At 45.1% G+C, this 24,735-nt stretch carries 18 protein-coding genes and 1 pseudogene; 18 read left to right on the top strand and 1 reads right to left on the bottom strand.

The window, feature by feature from the left end; all coding sequences use genetic code 11:
* Window positions 1–50 precede the first annotated feature (50 nt).
* The 9 genes and pseudogenes from BCOA_RS19545 to BCOA_RS19505 all read left to right on the top strand — a co-directional run bounded on the left by BCOA_RS19545 (window position 51) and on the right by BCOA_RS19505 (window position 10,380).
* The gene (locus BCOA_RS19545) at window positions 51–695 is read left to right on the top strand and encodes an HD domain-containing protein (protein ID WP_014095841.1); all 645 of its coding nucleotides are present in this window, start codon (window positions 51–53) and stop codon (window positions 693–695) included.
* Between the two features lie 86 nt (window positions 696–781).
* Window positions 782–1,027, top strand: coding sequence for a CsbA family protein (locus BCOA_RS19540; protein WP_014095840.1), 246 nt, complete (start codon window positions 782–784; stop codon window positions 1,025–1,027).
* A 14-nt stretch (window positions 1,028–1,041) separates the two neighbouring features.
* Complete coding sequence (locus tag BCOA_RS19535) at window positions 1,042–1,287, top strand: DUF2164 domain-containing protein (RefSeq protein WP_014095839.1); 246 nt, start codon at window positions 1,042–1,044, stop codon at window positions 1,285–1,287.
* A gap of 181 nt (window positions 1,288–1,468) precedes the next feature.
* Window positions 1,469–3,469 carry an excinuclease ABC subunit UvrB gene (gene uvrB, locus BCOA_RS19530; RefSeq protein ID WP_014095838.1) on the top strand — a complete coding sequence of 667 codons (2,001 nt, stop codon included), beginning with the start codon at window positions 1,469–1,471 and terminating at the stop codon, window positions 3,467–3,469.
* Window positions 3,456–6,320, top strand: a complete 2,865-nt coding sequence (gene uvrA, locus BCOA_RS19525) for an excinuclease ABC subunit UvrA (protein WP_014095837.1) — start codon at window positions 3,456–3,458, stop codon at window positions 6,318–6,320. The genes uvrB and uvrA overlap by 14 nt, the downstream gene beginning before the upstream one ends.
* Window positions 6,321–6,669: 349 nt before the next feature.
* Window positions 6,670–7,068, top strand: coding sequence for a glycerol-3-phosphate cytidylyltransferase (gene tagD, locus BCOA_RS19520; RefSeq protein ID WP_013858674.1), 399 nt, complete (start codon window positions 6,670–6,672; stop codon window positions 7,066–7,068).
* Complete coding sequence (locus BCOA_RS19515; RefSeq protein WP_014095836.1) at window positions 7,061–8,251, top strand: CDP-glycerol--glycerophosphate glycerophosphotransferase; 1,191 nt, start codon at window positions 7,061–7,063, stop codon at window positions 8,249–8,251. The genes tagD and BCOA_RS19515 overlap by 8 nt, the downstream gene beginning before the upstream one ends.
* 138 nt (window positions 8,252–8,389) lie before the next feature.
* Window positions 8,390–9,577, top strand: a pseudogene (locus BCOA_RS19510) (CDP-glycerol glycerophosphotransferase family protein); the annotation flags it as partial.
* Window positions 9,574–10,380 (top strand): ABC transporter permease, encoded by an 807-nt coding sequence (locus BCOA_RS19505; protein ID WP_014095834.1) that lies wholly within the window; start codon window positions 9,574–9,576, stop codon window positions 10,378–10,380. The pseudogene BCOA_RS19510 and the gene BCOA_RS19505, both read left to right, overlap by 4 nt.
* A gap of 129 nt (window positions 10,381–10,509) precedes the next feature.
* Here the strand turns inward: BCOA_RS19505 and BCOA_RS19500 are convergent, their stop codons facing one another.
* Window positions 10,510–14,106 carry a CDP-glycerol glycerophosphotransferase family protein gene (locus BCOA_RS19500; protein WP_014095833.1) on the bottom strand — a complete coding sequence of 1,199 codons (3,597 nt, stop codon included), beginning with the start codon at window positions 14,104–14,106 and terminating at the stop codon, window positions 10,510–10,512.
* Window positions 14,107–14,405: 299 nt separating this feature from the next.
* Between BCOA_RS19500 and BCOA_RS19495 the strand changes: the two genes are divergently transcribed.
* From BCOA_RS19495 to BCOA_RS19455, 9 genes are all read left to right on the top strand, one after another.
* Window positions 14,406–15,551, top strand: coding sequence for a DUF4097 family beta strand repeat-containing protein (locus BCOA_RS19495; RefSeq protein ID WP_014095832.1), 1,146 nt, complete (start codon window positions 14,406–14,408; stop codon window positions 15,549–15,551).
* 124 nt (window positions 15,552–15,675) lie between these two features.
* Window positions 15,676–16,020, top strand: a complete 345-nt coding sequence (locus BCOA_RS19490; protein ID WP_014095831.1) for a phage holin family protein — start codon at window positions 15,676–15,678, stop codon at window positions 16,018–16,020.
* 404 nt (window positions 16,021–16,424) lie between these two features.
* A complete protein-coding gene (gene hprK / locus BCOA_RS19485) occupies window positions 16,425–17,378 on the top strand; it encodes an HPr(Ser) kinase/phosphatase (protein ID WP_014095830.1) in 954 nt (317 codons plus the stop codon).
* Between the two features lie 63 nt (window positions 17,379–17,441).
* A complete protein-coding gene (lgt, locus tag BCOA_RS19480) occupies window positions 17,442–18,257 on the top strand; it encodes a prolipoprotein diacylglyceryl transferase (protein ID WP_014095829.1) in 816 nt (271 codons plus the stop codon).
* Window positions 18,258–18,352: 95 nt separating this feature from the next.
* The gene (ppaX, locus tag BCOA_RS19475) at window positions 18,353–19,006 is read left to right on the top strand and encodes a pyrophosphatase PpaX (protein ID WP_014095828.1); all 654 of its coding nucleotides are present in this window, start codon (window positions 18,353–18,355) and stop codon (window positions 19,004–19,006) included.
* On the top strand, window positions 19,003–19,518 hold the full coding sequence (locus BCOA_RS19470) for an acyltransferase (RefSeq protein WP_014095827.1): 516 nt from the start codon (window positions 19,003–19,005) through the stop codon (window positions 19,516–19,518). The genes ppaX and BCOA_RS19470 overlap by 4 nt, the downstream gene beginning before the upstream one ends.
* Window positions 19,519–19,617: 99 nt before the next feature.
* Window positions 19,618–21,129 carry a tetratricopeptide repeat protein gene (locus BCOA_RS19465; protein ID WP_014095826.1) on the top strand — a complete coding sequence of 504 codons (1,512 nt, stop codon included), beginning with the start codon at window positions 19,618–19,620 and terminating at the stop codon, window positions 21,127–21,129.
* A 182-nt stretch (window positions 21,130–21,311) separates the two neighbouring features.
* Window positions 21,312–22,259 (top strand): thioredoxin-disulfide reductase, encoded by a 948-nt coding sequence (gene trxB, locus BCOA_RS19460; RefSeq protein WP_014095825.1) that lies wholly within the window; start codon window positions 21,312–21,314, stop codon window positions 22,257–22,259.
* A gap of 855 nt (window positions 22,260–23,114) precedes the next feature.
* Window positions 23,115–24,425: a transposase family protein gene (locus BCOA_RS19455; RefSeq protein ID WP_014095824.1), complete on the top strand. Its 1,311-nt coding sequence runs from the start codon at window positions 23,115–23,117 to the stop codon at window positions 24,423–24,425.
* Window positions 24,426–24,735: the final 310 nt, after the last annotated feature.

Genomic DNA, 24,735 nt, shown 5'->3' with positions numbered 1-24,735 from the left:
GTCCCGATCCTATAGAGAAAAGAAAATCGGACAGCAAGGAGGGAAGCAGGATGGGGGTTCACCAATATTTTAAAAGTTTGTCTGACCTGGAAAAAATTTACCGCTGCCCGGGCAAGTTTAAATTCCAAGAACACTCGGTGGCAGCCCATTCTTTTAAAGTGGCAAAAATCGCCCAGTTTTTCGGCCATGTGGAAGAGAAAGCCGGCAATAAAGTGGACTGGCGCGCGCTCTACCAAAAGGCGCTGAATCATGATTATCCGGAACTGTTTACAGGCGACATCAAAACGCCGGTCAAATATTCTTCAAAAGAGCTGCATGAGTTGTTCAAACAGGTCGAGGAAGAAATGACGAAAAACTTTATCAACGGCGTATTTCCGGAAGAATACCGGGAAATTTATTTTGATTTGTTCAAAGAAGGCAAGGACGATACGCTGGAAGGAAAAATATTATCCGTTTCCGACAAAGTCGATCTTTTGTATGAATCTTTTGGGGAAATTCAAAAAGGCAATCCGGAGCCGCTGTTTCTGGAAATTTACGAGGAATCGCTGCGGACCATTTTGCGGTTTTCGGGGCTTGCATCTGTCCAATACTTTTTAACGTCCATTTTGCCTGATCTGCTCGCAGAACGATTTATCGAACGGAGCCAGTTGCGCGGCATTACAGATGAAATCATTGAAAATGAATTCAAAAGATAATTCATTTTCAATGATTTTTCTTGTATTTTCAGGCGGAATGTTAAAAAATAGGGATAGCAGAAGAAAGGGCTTGGAGTGGGGTGAGGATGATCGTTCAATTGGTGGTAGCCGCTGTTTTTCCATGCTTTCTTGTCATCTTTTTTTCGCGGGTGACGTTTAACCAGGTGATTGGGCTGATCCTTACGGTTGCGCTCATTGTCGCTTCCGTTTATAAAGGCTATACGCGCACGTGGCCGGTATATATCGTGGATGCAGCTTCATTGACAATCGGGTTTTATTTTGCTAATACAATGATACGGAAGGCAAAGATGAAAAAAGGAATGAAAAAATGAAGACGGAGGCGCCCATGACCGGATTCAAAATGAACCCTGCAGAAAAGCAGCGGGTTCTGCGGGAAATACAGCAATTTGTCTGGGAACAGACAGGTGAAGAAATCGGCGTGATTGCCGCACAGGCGTATTTTGACTTTTTTCAGGAAAAGCTTGCGGCACACTACTATAATAAGGGAATTGAGGATGCGAAGAAAATATGGGAAGGGCAAAATGCACGTCTTGAAGAAGAATGGTACGCTCTGGAAATCCCGGTGAAATAACGGCCATCCGTTCCTAAAAGCGGTAGGGAAAATCCTTACCGTTCTTTCTTATGAAAAAGATAGAAAACTTGTTCGCTTTTTGTTGGAGACAGGGCAGGATTTATGTTAAAATAAAAAGACTGAAAGACGAAGAACGCCTTTTAAGGTTGAAATAGATGATGCCGGTTAAGGAGGCTCATGGATGGAACAGCATGCTTTTGAACTTGTTTCGAAATACAAGCCGGAGGGGGACCAGCCGGAAGCGATCCGCCAGCTTGTGGACGGCATCCGTGCAGGCAAAAAGATTCAGACACTGCTCGGGGCGACCGGAACGGGAAAAACGTTTACGGTTTCGAATGTGATTAAAGAAGTGAATAAGCCGACGCTTGTCATTGCCCACAACAAAACGCTGGCCGGGCAATTGTACAGCGAGTTTAAGGAGTTTTTCCCGAACAATGCAGTAGAGTATTTCGTCAGTTATTACGATTATTACCAGCCTGAAGCGTACGTGCCGCAAACCGATACGTATATTGAAAAAGATGCAAGCATTAATGATGAAATTGACAAACTGCGGCACTCGGCAACGTCTGCCCTGTTTGAGCGCAATGATGTCATTATTATTGCGAGCGTCTCCTGTATTTACGGCTTAGGTTCGCCGGAAGAATACCGCGAGCTTGTCGTCTCGCTCCGGACCGGGATGGAAATCGAGCGGAACCAGTTATTGCGGCGGCTTGTCGATATCCAGTATGCCCGCAATGATATTGACTTCCAGCGCGGGACGTTCCGTGTGCGCGGCGATGTCGTCGAAATTTTCCCGGCTTCGCGCGATGAACACTGCATTCGTGTCGAGTTTTTCGGTGACGAAATTGACCGGATCCGCGAAGTCGACGCGCTGACCGGCGAGATTATCGGTGACCGCGACCATGTGGCGATTTTCCCGGCTTCCCACTTCGTTACGCGCAATGAGAAACTGCAGATTGCGATCCGGAATATTGAAGCGGAACTTGAAGAACGGCTGAAAGAGCTCCGCGATAACGGTAAACTGCTCGAAGCGCAACGGCTCGAACAGCGAACGCGCTATGATCTGGAAATGATGCGGGAAATGGGCTTTTGTTCCGGGATTGAAAACTATTCCCGCCATTTGGCGCTGCGCCCGCCCGGTTCGACGCCGTATACGCTTCTGGACTATTTCCCGAAAGATTTTCTGCTCGTCATTGACGAATCCCATGTTACGCTCCCGCAAATCAGGGGAATGTTTAATGGGGACCAGGCGCGCAAGCAGGTGCTCGTCGACCACGGGTTCCGGCTGCCGTCTGCGCTTGACAACCGGCCGCTCCGGTTTGAGGAATTTGAAAAACATATTTCGCAAATGATTTGCGTATCCGCTACACCGGGGCCGTATGAACTTGAGCATACGCCGAAAATGGTGGAACAAATTATCCGCCCGACAGGCCTTTTGGATCCGGAAATTGAGGTGCGGCCGATCGAAGGGCAAATCGACGACCTACTCGGGGAAATTCAGGACAGGATTGAAAAAAATGAGCGCGTGCTTGTCACGACACTGACGAAAAAAATGGCGGAAGATTTAACGGACTACTTGAAAGAAGTGGGCATTAAAGTCCAGTATCTCCACTCCGAAGTAAAAACGCTCGAACGGATTGAAATTATCCGCGACCTCCGTCTTGGCAAATATGATTGTATTGTCGGCATCAACCTGCTCCGGGAAGGGCTGGACATCCCGGAAGTGTCGCTTGTTGCCATTCTCGATGCCGATAAGGAAGGCTTCCTGCGTTCCGAACGGTCACTGATTCAGACGATCGGCCGCGCCGCCCGGAATGCAAACGGCAAAGTGATCATGTACGCCGACAGAATCACGGATTCGATGGAAAAAGCGATCAGCGAAACGAAACGGCGCCGTACCGTCCAGGAAGCCTATAACAAAAAACATGGCATCACGCCGAAAACGATCCAAAAAGATATCCGCGATACGATCCACGCGACCTATGCGGCGGAAGATGCAACGCCGTATGAAGCGGAAGAAACGAAAAAGCCGCTGACGAAAGAAGAACGCATACGGATGATTGCAGAACTGGAAGAAAAGATGAAAGAAGCGGCAAAAGCGCTTGACTTCGAGCAGGCCGCCCGGTACCGTGATGCCCTTTTAGAACTGAAAGCAGGTGACGACCACAATGGTATTAGATAAAATTGAAGTAAAAGGGGCCCGCGTCCATAATTTAAAAAATATTGATGTAACCTTGCCGCGGGACCAGCTTGTTGTGCTGACGGGATTGTCCGGGTCCGGAAAATCTTCGCTCGCATTTGATACGATTTATGCGGAAGGGCAGCGGCGCTATGTTGAATCGCTGTCCGCCTATGCCCGGCAATTTTTAGGGCAGATGGACAAGCCGGATGTGGATGCGATTGAAGGCCTTTCCCCGGCAATCTCCATCGACCAGAAGACAACGAGCCGCAATCCGCGTTCCACCGTCGGGACGGTAACAGAAATTTATGATTATTTGCGGCTTCTGTATGCCCGCGTCGGCCACCCGATCTGCCCGAACCATGGCATTGAAATTGCTTCGCAGACGGTCGAACAAATGGTGGACCGGATCATGGCATACCCGGAACGGACACGGCTCCAGGTGCTTGCCCCGGTGGTATCGGGGAAAAAAGGCCGGCATGTGAAACTGCTGGATGATATTAAGAAACAGGGTTTCGTCCGTGTCCGCATTGACGGGGAAATGCTTGACCTCGGCGAAGAAATTGAGCTGGACAAAAACAAAAAACATTCCATTGATATCGTTGTTGACCGTATTGTCGTAAAAGACGGAATTGAGCCCCGCCTGGCCGATTCGCTTGAAACAGCGCTGAAATTGGCGGACGGGCGCGTGGTAATTGATGTGATCGGGGAAGAGGAACTGCTGTTTAGCGAGCACCTTGCCTGCCCGATTTGCGGCTTTTCGATCGACAAACTGGAACCGCGCATGTTTTCGTTCAACAGCCCGTTCGGCGCCTGCCCGGAATGTGACGGGCTCGGGGCAAAGCTTGAAGTGGATCCAAGCCTTGTCATTCCGGACGCCTCACTTACGCTCAATGAAGGCGCGATCGCCCCGTGGGAACCGATCAGCTCACAATATTATCCGCAGCTCTTAAAAGCGGTGTGCGAGCATTTTGGCATTGACATGGACACGCCTGTAAAAGATTTGCCAAAGCATCAGATGGAGATCATTTTATACGGATCCGGCAATGAACGGATTTATTTCCATTATGAAAATGATTTCGGCCAGGTGCGCGACAATATGATTCAATTTGAAGGCGTACTGAACAATATCGAACGCCGTTACCGCGAAACCAGTTCCGATTTTACGCGCGAGCAGATGGAAAAATATATGGCTCAGCAGCCATGCCCGAAATGCAAAGGTTACCGTCTGAAACCGGAAAGCCTTGCTGTGAAAGTGGGCGGGAAACATATCAGTGAAGTGACGGATTACTCGATCGCGGAAGCCCGCTCCTTTTTTGCCCATCTCGAATTGACGGAAAAAGAGCAGGCGATCGCCCGGCTGATCCTGCGCGAAATCGAATCCCGGCTCGGTTTTCTCGTCAATGTCGGCCTCGATTATTTGACGCTGAGCCGTTCTGCCGGCACGCTCTCCGGCGGCGAAGCCCAGCGCATCCGGCTTGCGACGCAGATCGGATCGAGGCTTACAGGCGTTTTATACATTCTTGATGAACCGTCGATCGGCCTCCATCAGCGCGACAATGACCGCCTGATTGCAACGCTCAGGCAAATGGCTGATATCGGCAATACGCTTATTGTTGTCGAACACGACGAAGATACCATGCTTGCCGCAGACTACTTGATTGACATCGGCCCGGGAGCAGGCGTCCATGGCGGAAAGGTTGTTGCTGCCGGCACGCCGCGCGAGGTGATGAAAAATCCGGATTCACTCACCGGCCAGTATTTATCCGGAAAGAAATTTATCCCGCTCCCGCCTGAACGGCGGAAAGGGGACGGCCGTTTTGTTGAAATCAGGGGCGCGAAAGAAAATAATTTAAAAAACATCAATGTAAAATTCCCGCTCGGCCTGTTTATTGCTGTAACCGGCGTCTCCGGCTCCGGAAAGAGCACGCTTGTCAATGAAATTTTGCATAAGGCGCTTGCCCAAAAATTGCAGCGTGCAAAAGCAAAACCGGGCGCTTACAAAGAAATCAAGGGTATTGAACATCTCGACAAAGTCATTGACATCGACCAGTCCCCGATCGGCAGGACGCCGCGGTCCAACCCGGCGACCTATACCGGCGTGTTCGATGATATCCGCGACGTGTTTGCTTCCACGAACGAAGCAAAAATCCGCGGCTATAAAAAAGGGCGGTTCAGCTTTAACGTCAAGGGCGGCCGGTGTGAAGCCTGCCACGGCGACGGGATTATCAAAATTGAAATGCACTTTTTGCCGGATGTGTACGTACCGTGTGAAGTATGCCACGGCAAACGGTACAACCGCGAAACGCTCGAAGTTCAATACAAAGGCAAAAATATTGCTGATGTACTCGATATGACGGTGGAAGATGCGATTTCCTTTTTCGAAAACATTCCGAAAATCAGGCGGAAACTGCAGACCATCGCGGATGTCGGCCTTGGTTACGTCAAGCTCGGTCAGCCGGCAACAACTCTGTCCGGCGGCGAAGCGCAGCGCGTGAAACTCGCATCTGAACTGCATCGGCGTTCGACCGGCCGTTCTTTCTATATTTTGGATGAACCGACAACCGGCCTTCACGTCCATGATATTGCCAAACTGCTTGATGTGCTGCAGCGGCTGGTGGAAAACGGCGATACGGTGCTTGTGATCGAGCATAACCTCGATGTCATCAAAACCGCCGACTATATCATTGACCTCGGACCGGAAGGCGGAGATGGCGGCGGAACCGTAGTTGCTACCGGTACGCCGGAAAAAGTTGCGGAACACCCAACCTCCTACACCGGAAAATATTTGAAACCGGTGTTGGAACGCGACCGGGAAAGAATGGAAAAAGAAATAGAAAACCTGGCGCGCTGAGGCATGCTTTTTGTTTTTTCATAAGTGCGACTCTGGCTGTGTTCGCGCCTAAAGTCCCGGACGCCCGCGTTTCTCTACCTCCTGCCCTGCCGGATGAATAACTGAATGCGGGATGTACGGTGTCTTTTGGCCATTTTTTCTATTACGTGGCGTGCTCACTGTATGGCGTTCCTCCCCGCTTGTGGGAGGGACCCTCTTACATAGGGGAAAACCCGGCGCCCGCTTCTTGAAGAAGTATTTGAATTCTGCTTGAAATAGACATATAATGAGTAAAGATTAGGGAAAAATAATGAAAAGTGTCGCATTGTGCAGGAATGTTGCCTATTACATTTAGCAGGGAGAGAACTGTATGAAAAAAGTAATCACATACGGAACATTTGACCTTCTCCATTGGGGGCATATCAATTTACTGAAACGCGCAAGAGCATTAGGCGACTATTTAATCGTCGGCCTTTCATCGGATGAATTTAACGAAATCAAAAATAAAAAATCGTACCACAGCTATGAAAACCGGAAATTAATTTTGGAAGCGATCCGTTACGTTGACCAGGTCATACCGGAACATTCGTGGGAACAAAAAATAGACGATATCAAAAAATACAATGTCGATGTTTTCGTGATGGGCGATGACTGGAAAGGCAAATTTGATTTTCTGAAGGATTATTGCGAAGTGGTTTACCTGCCGCGAACGGTCGGCATCTCTACGTCAAAAATTAAGAAGGACCTCTTCTCTGTGAAAAATGGTTAGGGAACTGTTCATTTCCTTATACTTATTGCTTTTTCGTGTGCTGTTTACATTGTGTAAAATTTTTCCTTTGAAAAGGAAAATCACATTTGTCGTTTCATTTGAGCAGAACAGTTTATATGTGTATGAGGAATTGAAAAAGCATCCCGATCCTTTTCAGGTAGTGTTCGTTTGTACTTCTTCCTGCTATCGCCGTGTTGCGGAAACCGTCCGGCAAGAGAAGGTATTTCTGTTTGAAATGAAAAATTTGCAGCATTTTATCCGCAGCATATACAACATTGCGACATCGAAATTTGTGATTGTTGATAATTATTATGGTTTCCTGGCTGCCGCCCGGTTTAAAAAAGGGGTGGAGTGCATCCAGCTCTGGCATGCAGCAGGGGCTGTTAAAACGTTTGGCCTTGAAGACAAAACGATCCGCACGAGGGGCAAGCGTGCATTGAAGCGGTTTAAAAAAGTGTATGCCCATTTTGACCGGGTAGTGGTGGGGTCTGAAAAAATGAAGCATATTTTTATGAGGGCTTTCGGGCTTCCTCCTGAAAATTTTCTTTGCACAGGCATACCACGGACCGATCTTTTTTTTGACCAAAACAGGATCCGGGACATTAAGAGGGAGCTGTACAAACGGTATCCTGCCTTTCAAAAGAAAAAAGTGATCTTGTATGCTCCGACTTTCAGGGACCAGCACCCGGATCATTTTGAAGTGCCGCTTGATTGGGGCCGGCTTTATGATGCATTGAAGGATGAGTATATTTTTGCCGTGAAATTTCATCCGGCTGTAAACAAAGGGGCAGGGCTGCTGCAGTATCCTGATTTTGTAGTGGACTGCCCGCATGATATGAATATCAACGAATTATTGCTGGTCACGGATTACTTGATCACGGATTATTCTTCTGTTCCTTTTGAGTTTTCCCTATTAGGCCGCCCGATGATCTTTTATCCGTATGATCTGGAAAGCTATCAGGCCACACGGGGGCTGTGGGAACCGTATGACCGGCTTGTCCCCGGTCCGATTGCGAGTACGACGGCAGAAATTATTGATTTGATTAAAAAAGGTTCTTTTGATGCAGGGAGTGTCGACGCGTTTTCAAGAACCTGGAATACATACTCTGCCGGCCACTCCAGCCGCGATCTGGTACAGTATTTGCGTGAACAGGACGAGAAAAAGGGAAGAATGTATGGGTGAGTTTGCAGGAAAATGGAATTCCGGGACAGATTCCGGTATTGCAAGAAAAAACCGCATCAATGGGAAATCTGTTTAATTTTACTGTGTTTTAGCCGTTTAAGTGCTTTTAATCGTGTCTTGATGTGAGGATGCATTTGTATGAAAAAAATCTTGAAAAGCATAGCACAGCAAATTTATTTTTTGGCTATGCTTTTGATCGGGAAATTGCCCGCCAAAAAGAACGTGATTATGTTTGAGAGCTTTCAGGGCAAGCAGTACAGCGATAATCCGCGGGCGATATATGAATATATCAAAGCGCATTACCCGGGCTATACTTGTTACTGGAGCGTGCACAAAAACTTCTTACATAACTTCCAAAATAAAGACGTCCGCTATATTAAAAGGCTATCTCCTTACTGGGTATATATGATGGCTAGGGCCCGTTACTGGGTGACCAACAGCCGGATGCCTTTATGGATTCCGAAGCCGAAACATACCGTGTATCTTCAAACATGGCACGGGACGCCTTTGAAAAAACTTGCAAATGATATGGAAGAAGTGCATATTCCGGGAACTACGGCTGAACAGTATAAAAAAGATTTTTTGAAAGAGGCGGGGAAGTGGGATTTCTTAATTTCGCCCAATGCCTATTCAACAGCCATTTTCCGGAGCGCTTTTCAATTCCGCCAGGCGATACTTGAAACCGGGTATCCGCGTAATGATATTTTAGCCGCCCAAAACAACCGTGCATCTATTAAGTCATTAAAAAGCAAACTGGGGCTTCCGGCTGATAAGAAAGTGATTCTTTATGCCCCTACCTGGCGGGATAACCAAATTCATGAAACCGGGAAGTACCGGTTTGAATTAAAACTTGATTTAGATCAGTTGCAGCATCATCTGAGCCATGATTATATCTTAATTTTACGGATGCATTATTTGGTTGCGGAACAATTGGATTTAGCACCTTATCAAGGTTTTGCCTATGATTTTTCCAATTATGAAGATATCGCGCAGCTTTATTTAATTTCTGATTTGCTGATCACGGATTATTCATCCGTATTTTTTGATTATGCCATTTTAAAACGGCCGATGCTTTTCTTCGTATACGATATTGAAGAATACCGAGACCATTTGCGCGGTTTTTATTTTGATTTTGAAAAAGAGGCACCGGGCCCGCTTGTTACAACGACCGCACAGGTGATTGATGAAGTGAAGAAGATGGATGCCGCGGGATATAAACTGCCGGATTCATTTGATGCTTTTTATCAGAAATTCTGTTATTTAGAATGTGGAGAATCAGCACGGCGCGTTGTTGAAAGGGTATTTGCAGAAAGGAAAGAGTTATGAAATCTGCCATTACTGTCTTAAAAGAGCAATTCAACAGTTTTTATTTAATTATCCGCCTTTCCTTATATGAGGTAAGGAGTGAAAACAGGAATAATTATTTGGGCATCCTTTGGGAAGTCATAAATCCGATGATCCAGCTTGCGATTTACTGGTTTGTTTTCGGTTTTGGTTTAAGAGGCGGGCATCCGCGGCCGGGTTATATTCCATGGCTGTTTGCAGGGTCGTCTATTTGGTTTTTTATCAGCCCGGCTGTTTTGCAAGGATCCCGTTCCATTTATTCCCGGATCCGAATGGTTGCAAAAATGAATTTTCCATTAAGCGCCATTCCGAGTTATGTCATTATGTCAAAATTTTATCAGCACTTGCTGCTGCTTGCGATTGTGATCATTATCCTTCAATTTCAAGGTTATCCGGTTTCCGTCTATTACCTTGAGCTGCCATATTATTTGGTTTGCACGTTTGTATTTACATTTTCTTTATCTTTGATTACATCTACGCTGGCAACGATTGTACGGGACGTGCAAAACATTGTGCAGGCGATTATGCGGATGATGATTTATATTTTGCCTGTTCTTTGGGATCCATCTGCAAGATTGCATGGCCCGATTGAATTGATTTTAAAGTTAAATCCGTACTACTACATTGTTGAAGGGTACCGCTCTGCATTGCTTGGAAATATGGGATGGTATCTTGTTGAACATTTACATTACACGATTTATTTCTGGGCTGTAACCCTCATCGTCTTTATGATTGGTTCGGCGCTGCATATCAAATTTAGAAATAGTTTTGTCGATTTCTTATAAGGGTTTTCCCGAAAGATGGCCATTTCCGGCCGTGATCAGATTTTTAGAGCTGACTCGAAATGGCCCGGATGACGAAAAACAGGTATGAAAAAAAGCACTTCCTATTAATAGGGAGTGCTTTTTTTCATCTTATTCATGCAAGCATCTGTAGAATGTTTCCATGGCGGCTTTGTTATACGCCTGATAATGAAACTTTTCAAATTCCGGATGCTGGTGGGTGATCATGGCTTCCAATCCTGATTTTAACCCGTTAATGCTGTCTTCCACAAGCAGCCCGTATTTGCCGTCTTCGAGGACGGTACGATTTGCGACAATATCTGTTGCCACGATTTTCATGCCGAGCGTTAACGCCTCGAGCAGTACCATCGGCTGGCCCTCATAATGCGATGACAGGACAAAACAATCGCATTTTTTCATAAAAGGAAAAGGATTATCAAGCTGGCCCATTAGGAAAACAGAATCGCTTACGCCAAGCTCCAGAATCAGCGCCTGCAACTCGGCTTTTAAAGGGCCCTGCCCGAGAATATAGAGTTTACTTTTCGGATGGTTTTTATGAAAATCGGCAAACGCCGAAATTAAATTGGCCTGCGCTTTTTCCGGAGAAAGCCTGCCCATGTTGACAAAATTGTAATGGCTGCTGTCCGGTTCCGGGACATACTGGCCATTTACTTCGTATCCGTAAGCACGCTCTACAAAGACGTTCCGCATGTTGATCCAGCCAATTTCAGGCCCGTCCGCCTGCAGGATACGGCCATAAGTCCCGGATGGGGTGGTAACTTCCCTGTCTATTGTAAAGGTTGCATCACCTTTCAGCATATCGGGAAGCCCTGCCTTTTCCGCGCCTTCCATTCCATATGGCTTGGACCAGATTACCGCATTTTTCTCATCCGGCAATATCCTCGCGATTTTTAAAACTTCAATGTCAGAGACGACAGTTGAGCGTTTCAATGGGCTTAATGCGCTTGTATGAATCCAGCCGATTTTATTGTTTTTTAAATAAATGAGAGCGTAAACGCCCTGTTTTGTTTTTGCTAATTTCTTTACAGTGACAATGGCATCTTTATAGTTCAAAGCTTCTTCTACCATCTTGGCCTTATGATTTGGATACGGCTTGTTCCATATTGGTTCATTTACTGAACCTGCCACTTTATAATATTTAGGCTTGCGGAGGTCAACAAGCCTGCGTGTTCGGCCGTCAAGATGGTTTAAAAATTCTCTTTTACTGTAATTTAACGTTTGAATCAGCTTTCGTAAAACAAATATCTTGAGCTTGCTGAAAATTCCCGTATTGGGTTCAATCGTACAGCTGCTGTAAAATCCAAGCGCTCTTTTGTCAATCCAGCCAATGGCTTCTTTCTTTACAGAGAACCGGTAATAAGTTGAATGCTGTGTTTGTACTGCCTGATCAACAGCTACAATACAGTTTTTAAAGTCGGAACTCAAAGAGATCTTTCTTGTTCCAGGCAGTTTAAAAGGTTTGCTCCATATAGCATTTCCTCTTGTTTTAACAATCTTTGCCAGCTTATCTACCTTTTCCGATGTGACAACACTATCCGGAAGAAGGGCAACTGCTTTTTCATGAATCCAGCCGATTTCTTTGCCTTCGTAATGGAAACGGTAATATAATGCGTGTTTTACTGTTGATTTGGCTGTAATCAAAACCTCGGCATTCGCCATCTCATTGGACAAAGATACTTGTGTTGCGCCTTCAATGGAAGGGAGCACCCGCCAAACCGGATAATCATTTACATTACTGAGGAGCGCCCGTGCCTTAAACTTGGTAATTTTAGGCTCATCCGATTTTTCTTCTTCTGCATAAAGAATTCTGTCCGGATTAATGGAATTCAGGACGTAATCAAATTGATCATCATTTGCATACCGGCTTAAATTTTTCCGGTTGACTTCCATTGTTCCTTTGGAGACGCTGACCAGCTTATCAAATCTGTAGTACAGCGTGAACAAGCCTCTCAGGTTGATTCTGTGCGGGTGTTTCCCGTTGATTTCACGTTCACTGTCTGAAAGCAGGTCGTTATGCATAAAGCAAATTTTTCTTTTCGCATCTGCAACGACCAGATACTTTGCCCAATAGTAACTGTATCCACTGAAATCGATAATATAATCAAAATGGCTGTTGCCAAACAATCTCGTATGTTCCCTGACATAAGCACGCTCTGGAAAAATCTTTTTCCCAAGATTCCCTTGTATGCCCCGGTTATGCGTAAATTTATCCCGGTATACTTCAAACACGCGGTAAAGCGGTACGCCAGGTTTAAAGATCATGCGCACATTTTTATTGATTTTGTAAATATTATTCAGGACTTCTTTCGATCTTGGTGCGCCGGTAAAACAGCTGACATCGTATTTTTCAAAATCAATGTTGTTCATTAAATTCAGGAAAGAGGAGGTAATCCCGTTATTTCGCATCCCCCCCGGATAAATCAGTATCCGTTCCTTTTTAACCGGCACTGCATTGACAATATGAAGGGGCAAAGAAGCTTGGTCGAAAATATACTGTACAATTCTTTCCGTCACTTTTCCGTCTTCATGGTTGGTAAAACGGCTGCGGAGGTTTTGGTAATTTGAAGCATATTTTTGCGATACCGTTTCAATGTTGTGAATGGCTTCAATCAATTGCTCTACGCTAAACAAGAGCGGGCCGGGCAAATCTTCATTTTTGAGATATTGTCCTCTTTCCTCGCTGTATACATCATAATCCCATGTATAAAATAATATTGGTTTTCCTGTGACCAGGTAATCGAAAAAGATGCTGGAGTAATCCGTAATTAAAAGATCCGTTGCAGCAAGCAGTTCATTCGTGTCCATATAGTCAGGAACAAGCCGGCTTTGCAATTCAGGATATTTGGCTGCCTGCGGGTATAAAAACGGATGGACTTTTACGAAAACGTTGTATTCATTTCCGGCTTCTTTTTCGACTCTGTCCATGTCAGAGATGATTTGCATTACATCATTATTGGCCTTTGAAACACTTTTTCCTTTCCAAGTCGGCGCGTAAAGGAGGTTCTTTTTATTGAAATCAACGGTTAATCCGGCGTCTTTTAACGCTTTTTTTACGGTATTCGGATTTGTATGGAAGGTTAAATCAATCCTCGGATACCCTTCTTCGATAATTTTTCCGTCATACAGCCCTTCAAGCTTATAACTGTCCAGATACATTTTGGTCGTATGTTCATTCGGGCTCAGCAAATAGTCGGCACTCAGGAAATTTCTTAACACGTTTTGCGACTGGGCCGGATTGCCCGGAATGTCAAAGCCCATGCTTTTCAATGGCGTGCCGTGCCACGTATTGATATAAACCTGGCCTTTTTTCGGAGCGTAAAAAGATTGGAATGTGGAATTATTAATTAAATACGCACATGAGGCCAATTCCTTTAAATATTCCCTGGAATTACGCTGTACAAATTTAACGTTTGGATATTTTTTGTATTTGTCTATAACCGGCTGGAGCGATTGAAAATCCTGGATTGACCAAATATGGTTGTAATGTTGATAAGCGGGATTGTCAACCATATATTTAAAAATCGCATAAGGGCTGTCTGTCATACTTTTTCCGTCGCGGCTTTCGTAAAGAATGGTGTTTGGTTTTATCCGCAACTGGTCATAAAATTTTGCATATTGATTGGCACGCTGATGGTTATCTTTAATGAGATACTGTATAATCGGCGCACCGATAAATTTCAATCTTCTTTTTAATACCTTTTTATTCAACTGACGGTGTCTCCTTTCAAAAGAGATCTCTATATTGGTAATGATTTACAAGTTTTTTCTGTCATGATCCATCATATTATTTCCTTATCGATAAAAATTGATATGAATTTTGTCAAAAAAGGAATCATATTGTAGGGAGGTTTCCCTAACAAATCTTATCGAAAAAAAGTATATTTGTCTATATGATGGCAGCAAAGGAATCCGGTTTCAGGTTTTTAAAATGAATGATGGAATAATTGAAACTTAATATGCTGTTAAACGTAAGAGAAGTAACGAGCAGAAAAAGGAGGCCATCCCCCATGGAAAACAAACGAAAACGGATTTTGGATATGGTGAAGGACGGGAAATTGTCGACGGATGAGGCACTGACGCTGTTGGAGGCGTTGGACAGGGAAGAGGCGGGACAAATTGCTGCGAAAGAGGATCCGGCAGAAAACGGGGAACAGGCTACAAACGGCGGCAGCGGCGAGGCTGGTAGTACCACCGGACAGAAAAAGTTCCGCGACGCAGACCGGAATTTTAATGAAACGAAAGAAAAGTTGTTTGATCTTGTCGGCGGCGCGCTGAAAAAAATAAAGGACTTTGATCTCCAGCTGGGCCAGTCTGCCGAAGTTTCCCATGTTTTCCAGCAAAGCCTGCCGGAAACCGATACGATTGAATTGGACATCGCAAACGGGCATTTAACGTTTAAACAATGGGATCAGGAAGATGTGCGGATAGAATGCCAAGCAAAAGTGTACCGCACCAATGACAGGGAAGATGCCCGCAGTTTTCTGCTGAACAATAGCACGTTTTCGGTGGAGGGCGGCAGGCTTGTGTTTTCTACGCAATCCAAATGGATGAAAGTGGATACAGCCGTTTATGTTCCGGCGTCCCGCTACCGGAAAATCACGTTGAGCACTTTCAATGGAAACGTCCAGGTGAAAGACATTCAGGCAGACCAGTTAAAAGTGAAAACACTCCACGGAAAAGTACTTGTGGAACATGCCGATTTGGAAACGGCGGAAGTCGAAACGGGAAACGGCACCGTTGATTTTGACGGAAATACAATCGGGCAGGTTGAAGTACAGACGATGAACGGGGACATCCGGTGGAACGGAGCGTGCAGGCGGTCAGACTTTGAAGCATTTAACGGCAATATTACGGTAAAAATGGCTCCGGGCGCCGATTCATTGCACAGCAAGACCGTCTCCGGAAACATTGAAATGACCATCCCGGAAAACATCTCCGTACACGGGGAAGGAAAAAGCAACTTCGGCAACTTTGCGATTGACCTTCAAGGCATGGAAAAATATGAAGAACGAAAAGAAATGATTCAGAAAGTGGCGCGGTTCAGCAGAAAAGGCACCACCGAGCCCGCATTATATATTTTTGCCGACGCGAAAACGGGGTCCATCACGATCAACGAACAAAAGCCGGAGGAAGAAGAAAGCCCGGAAGCATAATCGTTTTTTTGCCTAGAAAGCAGAAATTTCGCGAAAAAAAGATGCGTACCTGCTGTGCTGCTGGAATCCACTGCTGTACCGTTATATACTGTAAAAAGAACCACACAGAAAAGGTTTGATGATCATGCGCTGGTTACTTGGAATTTTGATCAATGCGGTGTTATTTATTGCACTTTCCGGCTATTTTCATGGCTTTTATGTCGAAAATATTGGGGCTGCCGTTATGTCAAGTCTCGTCTTGTCCATTTTAAATATTCTGGTACGGCCGATCCTGATTCTGCTTACATTGCCGATCACAATTCTCACGCTGGGCATCTTTTTGCTCGTCATTAACGCCATTACACTCGTGCTGACGGATGAACTGATGGGTGCAAGCTTTGAAATTGACAGCTTCGGCATGGCGCTTTTCGTTGCGATCATCATGGCGATCGTAAACTTAATTTTACAGGAAACCGTATTCCGAAAATAAGACAGGCGGCGGCCCGACACCGGAGCTTTGAAAAAACGGCGGCGAAAACCCGCCGTTTTTTCATGCCATGGCCCGATGGATATAGGGTAAATCATTTTCAGGCAGCCAAACTATTTTTAAAATGAAAAATGCACCACACGGCATTTATCTCAAAAGAAGTAACAGGGTGGCGACTTTTCGTTCATTTATAGCATCGTCCTTTTGGAAAAGGAGAAAAGCAGCGTCCGCTCTGATTTGCCATTAGGCCCTGAACCGCTTTAACGCAGTTTTACACGGCACAGGATGATTTTTGGTTGAAAAGGGTGGAACGGGCCCTTTGGGAAATGATAAAATAATAAGAAGCCTTTGAATCATCAACAAGCCGTTCCGGTGGTTTTTATCCGGACTTAACAGGAGGAATTACAGTGGCAAAGGTGCGCGTAGCAGATATGATTAAACATTTTAATCTGGAATTGATCAGTGGGGAAGAGGGCATCCATCGCCCGATTACCACAAGCGATATTTCAAGACCGGGGCTCGAGATGACGGGATTTTTCGATTATTATCCAGCCGACCGGATCCAGCTGCTCGGGATGACGGAAATCACCTTCAGCAAGAGGCTCTCGCCGGAAGAACGGAAGAGCAGGATGGACAACTTATGCAGCGATATTACACCGGGCATCGTGATATCACGAAATTTGGAAGTGCCAGATGAGTTAATAGAAGCTTCCGAAGAAAAATCGATCCCTGTGATGCGGACCCCGATGAAAACAACCCGGTTTTCAAGCCGCTTAACCAATTATTTGGAATATAAGCTCGCCCCGGCAACAGCCATCCATGGTGTGCTTGTAGATGTGTACGGGGTCGGCGTTCTGATCACCGGCAAGAGCGGGGTCGGAAAAAGCGAAACAGCGCTTGAACTTGTCAAAAGGGGGCACCGCCTTGTCGCGGATGACTGCGTGGAGATTGTCCAGGAAGAAGAAGGGTCTCTGATCGGGCATGCGCCGGAATTGATCGAGCATTTGCTTGAAATCCGCGGCCTTGGCATTATAAATGTTATGACGCTGTTTGGCGCTGGCGCGGTCCGGAGCCATAAAAAAATTACCATGATCGCCAATCTCGAGCTGTGGGACGAGCATAAGCAATATGACCGGCTCGGGCTGGATGAGGAAAAAGTCAAAATCCTTGATACCGAAATTACAAAGATGACGGTACCGGTACGGCCGGGGCGGAACCTTGCCATTATCATCGAAGTGGCGGCGATGAATTACCGTCTGAAAAATATGGGCGTCAATGCGGCGCGGCAATTTACGGCCAAGCTCGCAAACGTCATCGAAGAACACGAGCAGGGAACGGAAGAAGAAAAGAACGAACCGTAAAAATGGCCGGCTGTATTTTAGGCTGGCCTTTACGGCGCGGAAAAGAAGGAGTGGTTGTGAAAAATGGATTCGAATATTACCCCGCTGAATCCGATTGCGTTTCATTTAGGCGGGTTTAGTGTGCACTGGTACGGAATCATTATCGGCTGCGGCATTCTTTTGGGTCTTGCCCTTGCGATGCGGGAAGCTGACCGGCTTTCGGTTGACCAAAATATCATTGCCGATTTATGCATTTGGGCGATTCCGGTTTCCATTATTTGCGCCCGCATTTACTATGTCCTGTTTGAATGGGAGTATTATGCCCAACATACAAGTGAAATCATTAAAATTTGGAATGGCGGCATTGCCATTCACGGCGCGCTAATTGGGGCGGTGGTCACCGCCATTCTTTTTACACGTGCAAAGGGCGTTTCTTTCTGGAAAATTGCGGATATCGTTGCGCCGAGCCTGATTTTAGGGCAGGCGATCGGGCGCTGGGGCAATTTTATGAATCAGGAGGCGCATGGCCGGGCTGTGTCCAGGGCTTTTCTCGAGAACTTGCATCTCCCGGACTGGATCATTAATCAAATGTACATAAACGGCACTTATTACCAGCCAACATTTTTATACGAATCACTTTGGGATCTTGCAGGTTTCATCTTTTTGCTTTTGTTGAGAAGGCGGGCGGCGATGCACAGGGGCGAAATTTTTCTAACCTATCTTATCTGGTACTCGATCGGCCGGTTTTTTATCGAAGGTTTGCGGACGGACAGCCTGATGTTGACTGCGCATATCCGCATGGCGCAAGTTGTATCCTTCATCCTGATTGTTTGCGCGCTTCTTCTCTGGTTTTACCGCAGAAAAACAGGCTTATCGGCCAAACGATACGATGAAGAGTGAAAAAGGCTTAATTTTTCCGGATGGTTCAGCCCGTTTCAGAGAGGCAAACAGGCTTTCCGGCCAAACGGAGCCAGGAAAAGAAAGAGGGAAGCAGATTGAAAAACCGGATTACGACATTGTTGTTTGACTTTGACGGCACTTTAATTGACACGAACGAATTGATTATCCAGTCCTTTTTGTATACGCTCAATGCGTACTATCCGGGCCGTTACAGCCGCGAGGACGTGCTCATTTTTAACGGCCCGCCTTTAATCGACACGTTTCTATCGATCGATCCGGAACGGGCGGAAGAAATGACCGCCAAATACCGGACGTATAATATTCAGCAGCATGATGCGCTTGTAAAGGAATTTCCGGGCGTATATGACACGATTAAAATGCTCAAGGAACACCGCTTTAAGCTCGGAATTGTTTCAACAAAAATGAAGGACACGATCAAGAAAGGACTGAAACTGGCAAAACTGGACCCGTTTTTTGATGTGATTGTGGCGCTTGATGATGTCAAAAAGGCCAAACCGGATCCGGAGCCTGTTCAAAAAGCGCTCCGCCTTCTCGGTTCAAAGCCGGAAGAAGCGATGATGATCGGCGACAATTACCATGATATCGAAGCGGGGAAAAATGCCGGCACCTTTTCGGCCGGTGTGGCATGGTCGGCAAAAGGGCGCGCTTTTCTCGAGCAATACAACCCGGATTTTATGCTCGAAACGATGACGGATCTTGCTGAAATTGTCGGGGTCCATGTGAAATGAGAAATACAAAGCGGTATCCGGTTAAAGGATCGAATGCCCTTTGGCAAATTTATAAAACCGTTTCATTCTGGAAAGTTTTTAAAAACGTGCTTGTCATTGAAATTGCGCGCTTTCTTCCGTTTTTGCGTCTTAAAAACCAAATGTACCGCATCTTTTTGCACATGAAAGTCGGGGACAGGACGGCTTTTGCCTACAAAGCGCTTGTCGATATTCTGTTCCCGGAGATGATCACAGTCGGCAAAAATTGCGTGATCGGCTATCATACGACCATTCTCGCGCATGAATATTTGATTGATGAATACCGAATCGGTGAAGTTGTGATTGGCGATGATGTGATGATCGGGGCGAACACGACGATCCTTCCAGGTGTAACGATCGGAGACAGGGCGGTGGTGGCCGCCGGTTCTGTCGTCCATAAAGATGTGCCGGCTGGTGCCTTTGCTTGCGGGAATCCGCTTCAAATCAGGCAGAAAAGTAGCGAAAAGAAAGACCCGGAACAAACAAAACGATAAAAAAGGGAAGAATTACTTTATCCCAAAAGGTTAAAGGCTTTCCAATTGTATGTTATACTACAAGAAACGATGAATGTTACTTGTTTGTGAGGGAACAACATGAGCAAAGATTCCAAATTAAGGCAGGAACATGACAATGTGCTGTCTTTTGTACCAACGGGAGAATACTATTTTAATAAAGGTGTCCAGGCTTATGACCGCCATGACATCAAAAAGGCATTGAAATATATGCAGCGCGCTGCCCAGCTTGACCCGTATGATCCGGTCATCGCCTGCCAGCTTGCGATCATTTATACCCATTGTGAAGCGTTTCGGAAGGCGATTGACATTTTTCGCCATATTTTAGCAAAACTCGATCCCGGCATGGTCGAATGCCATTATTTTATTGCCAATAATTATGCGGATCTCGGATTTTTTAACGAAGCTTTATACCATGCGCGAAAATATCTTGAACTGGACCCGTTTGGCGAGTACAGGGAAGAAGCAGAAGAACTCATTTATGTGCTTGATTTGGAAGAAGAGGACGAAACGGGCGCTATTTCGTATGAACAGGACGAACTCATGGCCAGACAAGAGGAAGCAAGGCGGTATCTCGAAGCGGGACATTTCGATACGGCGCTTTCGGAGTTGCATAAACTGATCAAGAAATACCCCGATTTCTGGTCTGCCTACAACAACATGGCGCTTGCGTGTTTTTACCTTGGCCAGACGGAAAAAGCGGTCGAGGTACTGATGGATTTGCTCGAAAAGAACCCTGGCAACCTTCATGCACTTTGCAATTTAGCGGTTTTTTACTACCATAAACGCGATGACGAAAAGCTGGAACAGATTTTACGCGGCCTTGAAAAAGTTCGGCCGGTGTTACTGGACCATCAATATAAACTCGGTGCAACATTTGCAATTGTCGGGCGCTATGAAGAGGCGTACCTTTGGCTGAACCGGTTGAAAAAAGTTGGATTTGACGGGGATGCTTCGTTTTACTACTGGCTTTCGCGGGCGGCTTACCATACGAACCGGCAACAGGCAGCAGAAGCCGCCTGGGAGCAGCTTGTGGAACTGAATCCGGAGAAAAAAGGCTGCGAACCATGGAACCGGGAAATGGAAAAGAAAATGAACGAGAAAAATGTCCAGTTTATTTTGGACAGGTTGAACAGCACGGAGTTGCCCGAGCGGTTCTTCGGAATTTTCATGATCGGATTGTCTTCCAATCGTTCGGATATCGTATCGCATCCGGATTTTAAACCGCTTGACGATTTTACGCTGACCGAAAAAATTTATCTCGCCCATGTGCTGGAGTCGGATATTCGCGAATCGTTTGACCCGGATGAGGTGTTTGTGCGCGGCCACAATATTGCATGTATCCTCCACAGCCATTACGGTCCGATGTTTCCGGGCTATACGAACTTAATGCTCGCCTGGTTTTCGATTTTTTTAACCGGTCTGAAACGCGGGGAACGGTTTCAAAATGAGTCCGGTTTTGCCGCCGCTATCGATTACTTGTGGCATCACCAAAAAGGCGATAAAGTATCCCAACAGGCAATCGCAAGGGAGTACCGGATTTCCGTCTCCACATTAAGGAAATACGCAAACCGGATCAAATCGCTCCTTTAAGCACAAAAATAGACGATAAACCAATATTCCTTTACTATAGAGAATGAAAGAAAACCCCACTGCATAAAAGAGAGTGGGTTTTTTTCAAAAAAATCGTATGGAATTGCATCTTTGTGGAACGATGAAAACAGGCGGCCTGCGGTTTCCCGGCCGCGGCCTTTCAATAAGGAGTGGTACAAACGATGAGTGAAGAACAAATTTATGATGTGATCATTATCGGGGCGGGGCCTGCCGGGATGACAGCTGCCGTTTATGCATCGCGGTCAGACTTGAAAACCTTGATGATCGAGCGTGGCGTTCCAGGAGGCCAGATGGTCAACACGGAAGAAGTGGAAAACTATCCGGGTTATGAATCGATTCTCGGTCCGGAGCTATCAAATAAAATGTTTGAGCATGCCAAAAAGTTCGGTGCCGAGTATGCATACGGCGATATTAAAGGCATTGAGATAGACGGGGATTATAAAATTGTCAAAGCAGGCGCAAAAGCATACAAAGCGCTTGCTGTGATTATCGCAACGGGCGCCCAATATAAGAAACTCGGTGTCAAAGGCGAAAACGAACTGGGCGGCCGCGGCGTTTCTTATTGTGCAGTGTGCGACGGCGCTTTCTTCAAAGGAAAAGATCTCGTTGTCGTTGGCGGCGGTGACTCGGCTGTTGAAGAGGGAAATTACCTGACGCGCTTTGCCAATAAAGTGACGATTGTGCACCGGCGTGATCAGCTGCGGGCGCAAAAAATCCTGCAGGACCGGGCTTTTAAAAATGAAAAAATTGACTTTATCTGGAATCATACGGTGAAAGAAATCCATGAAGAAAACGGAAAAGTCGGCGCTGTGACGCTCGTTTCGACTGTGGACGGATCAGAAAAACCATTTAAAACGGACGGCGTTTTCATTTATATTGGCATGGTGCCTTTGACCAAGCCTTTTGAAAACCTGGGCATTACGAATGAAGCCGGTTATATTTTGACGAATGAGGAAATGGAAACGAAAATTCCGGGCATTTTTGCAGCCGGCGATGTCCGTGAAAAAACGCTCCGCCAAATCGTCACGGCAACGGGCGACGGCAGCATTGCCGCACAAAACGCCCAGCATTATGTAGAAGAAGTGAAAGAAGCCATGAAAGCCGGTTGATTGCTGGATAAAAAGGCGTGTATCCCCGGCATTTTGCTAAAAACAGGGAAAACGTCAAGTGGTTTTAACGTGTTTGTAACCCGCATGAAATAAACTTGCGGTATGATGTAAATATAAATTGACCCCCTTTTTTATATGTTTGAACCAAGAACACTTATGGCTCCGGCTATAAGCGGTTCAAGGAACCTATCTCCCAGGCACAGGAAAATCCTGTGCTCTTTTTTTTTTTTTGCGCAAAAATTGCGGTGCGGATATTGCGCTGCTTTTTCCGGCTGATAAATGCGCTGGCTCGTTTATACGGGAGATGAAAGACATTTTAAAGGGTGGCGGGCGCCTATTTGTCCTTCACCGGTTTGATGAAAGACAAAACAAAGCGCGACTGCTTGCCATTTGTCCCTCATCGATGCGATGAAAGACAAAACAAGGTATGACGGGTATCGATTTGTCCTTCATCACCCCGATGAAAGACATTTTATAAGATGGCTGCCAGTATTCTGTCCTTCACCGGCATAATGAAAGACAAAACAAAGCGCAGCTGCCAGCCATTTGTCCTTCATCTGCCCGGTGAAAGACAAATCAAAGTTCAGGAGCCACGGACTTGTCCTCACCCATGCGATTTTCACGATTGGGGAAAACTTGACACAAACGGGGCAGGCAGCTCTGAGGAGTAAAAATTTTTCGTGATAATTTAACTATTCCCCCCCAAAAATGCGGCTAAATATGTAATAATTTAAATAATTAGAGCTTGCTGGACGAATATTTTGGCATGGCTTAGTGACAAGTCGAATACAAGCTAAAATTTGATTCGTTCAGCAAGCCCTAATTAAACTTGGCTGTTTTGAGGGGGTTTTTATTTTGGTTACTAGAAAAGAAAAAAGAAATCGTGAAAAAGAAGCAAATTATTTTTTCGAGTTCCTTAAAATTCAGAAGCATTTTTTCAAAGACCTGATGAATAACCTAAAAAAGGTAGCAGACCACCGACATCAAAGCTATATCACTTATGGTCCAGAGGTCCTTTTATTTACGATGATGTTGAAAAATATGACCGGCCTAAAATCCATGAGAAACATGAGTGAGCGTTTTAATAAAGAAGAATGTATTAAAAATGTAGGGAAGGTGTTAGGCTTAGATTCTCTTGAAGAACTTCCACATTATGATACAATTAACGACTTTTTATCTGGCTTAGATGTAAATGAATTAGAAAAAATTAGAACGTATATGATTAAAGAATTATTGAAAAAAAGGTCTCTCGAGTCTTATCGAATTGAAGGAAAGTACTGGGGTGTCATCATTGATGGAACTGGATTACACACCTTTCATGAGAAACATTGTAAACACTGCCTGAGACGGGCATATACAAATAAAGAAACAGGAGAAACGAACGTACTTTATATGCACCATGTACTTGAAGCCAAGCTTGTCGTGGGGGATATGGTCTTCAGTATTGCCTCCGAATTTATCGAAAATGAATCAGAAAATGTTTCTAAGCAAGATTGTGAATTAAAAGCCTTCGACAGGCTGGCAAAGAAAATAAAAAAAATATTTAAAAGACTACCGATTTGTATCTTGGGAGATAGTCTCTATGCATGTGAAACGGTATTTAATCTGTGCAGGGCGCACAAATGGAAATATATATGCAGATTTAAGGAAGGGAGAATTAAAAGTATCTCGACGGAGTTTAAGGCAATAAAAGAGCTGGAACAAAGTAAGGATCAGAATTCATTAGTTTGGGTGAATGATATTGCCTACAAAGACAGAACGGTCAATCTGATGGAGGCCACAATGAAAACAGAGGATGGGAAATCGAAAGAGTATGTATTTATAACGGATATTAAAATCACGAAAAAGAACGTGGAACGACTCATCGCTGCAGGAAGAAGCCGCTGGAAGATTGAAAATCAAGGATTTAACGAACAAAAAAATAATCGTTACAATATAGAACATGCCAATAGCCAAAACTACACAGCCATGAAAAATCATTATTTATTAGTTCAAATAACAGATATTATTAGACAGCTGTTTGAAAAAGGTTCGTCAATCTTAAAAGCACTCAAAAAAACGGCAAAAGAAAAATCCTCAAATCTGTTGGAATCGTTTCGGACACGCATTTTAACAGACGAGGATTTCACCCATTTAAGTAAGCCAATACAAGTAAGGTTTACTTAATGGTTATATTATAGCAAAGGATGTGATGTAAAAAAAGGTTTTTTTGAAGTTATCCACAATTTTAAAAAAGAAATTTGCAAATTCGGCTCTTTTTGACTTTGAAAGCAGAAAAAATAGATGGAAAAATTTTCTAAATGTGGATAAGTCATTTTATCATAAAACATCTAAAAATTGATGAATTTACTCTTCAGAACTGCGGGGCAGGTGCATTCATTGTTCAACCATTTCATTAATAGTATAATAAAAAGGTACATGGTTTTACGCACGGGAAAGGTTTATCCATCGGTTGAATAGATGCGGATTTGTCCGC

It is taken from the genome of Heyndrickxia coagulans 36D1, from assembly GCF_000169195.2.
Taxonomy (GTDB): domain Bacteria; phylum Bacillota; class Bacilli; order Bacillales; family Bacillaceae_C; genus Weizmannia; species Weizmannia faecalis.
This window is presented reverse-complemented; position numbering and strand designations above follow the sequence as displayed.

Bases quoted from the DNA above. Each gene is read 5' to 3' on its own strand.
- BCOA_RS19505 (WP_014095834.1), top strand. From the start codon at position 9,574: ATGAAATCTGCCATTACTGTCTTAAAAGAGCAATTCAACAGTTTTTAT.
- BCOA_RS19490 (WP_014095831.1), top strand. From the start codon at position 15,676: ATGCGCTGGTTACTTGGAATTTTGATCAATGCGGTGTTATTTATTGCA.
- tagD (WP_013858674.1), top strand. From the start codon at position 6,670: ATGAAAAAAGTAATCACATACGGAACATTTGACCTTCTCCATTGGGGG.
- BCOA_RS19470 (WP_014095827.1), top strand. From the start codon at position 19,003: ATGAGAAATACAAAGCGGTATCCGGTTAAAGGATCGAATGCCCTTTGG.
- uvrB (WP_014095838.1), top strand. From the start codon at position 1,469: ATGGAACAGCATGCTTTTGAACTTGTTTCGAAATACAAGCCGGAGGGG.
- lgt (WP_014095829.1), top strand. From the start codon at position 17,442: ATGGATTCGAATATTACCCCGCTGAATCCGATTGCGTTTCATTTAGGC.
- BCOA_RS19535 (WP_014095839.1), top strand. From the start codon at position 1,042: ATGACCGGATTCAAAATGAACCCTGCAGAAAAGCAGCGGGTTCTGCGG.
- BCOA_RS19545 (WP_014095841.1), top strand. From the start codon at position 51: ATGGGGGTTCACCAATATTTTAAAAGTTTGTCTGACCTGGAAAAAATT.
- BCOA_RS19465 (WP_014095826.1), top strand. From the start codon at position 19,618: ATGAGCAAAGATTCCAAATTAAGGCAGGAACATGACAATGTGCTGTCT.
- uvrA (WP_014095837.1), top strand. From the start codon at position 3,456: ATGGTATTAGATAAAATTGAAGTAAAAGGGGCCCGCGTCCATAATTTA.
- BCOA_RS19540 (WP_014095840.1), top strand. From the start codon at position 782: ATGATCGTTCAATTGGTGGTAGCCGCTGTTTTTCCATGCTTTCTTGTC.
- BCOA_RS19515 (WP_014095836.1), top strand. From the start codon at position 7,061: ATGGTTAGGGAACTGTTCATTTCCTTATACTTATTGCTTTTTCGTGTG.
- trxB (WP_014095825.1), top strand. From the start codon at position 21,312: ATGAGTGAAGAACAAATTTATGATGTGATCATTATCGGGGCGGGGCCT.
- BCOA_RS19495 (WP_014095832.1), top strand. From the start codon at position 14,406: ATGGAAAACAAACGAAAACGGATTTTGGATATGGTGAAGGACGGGAAA.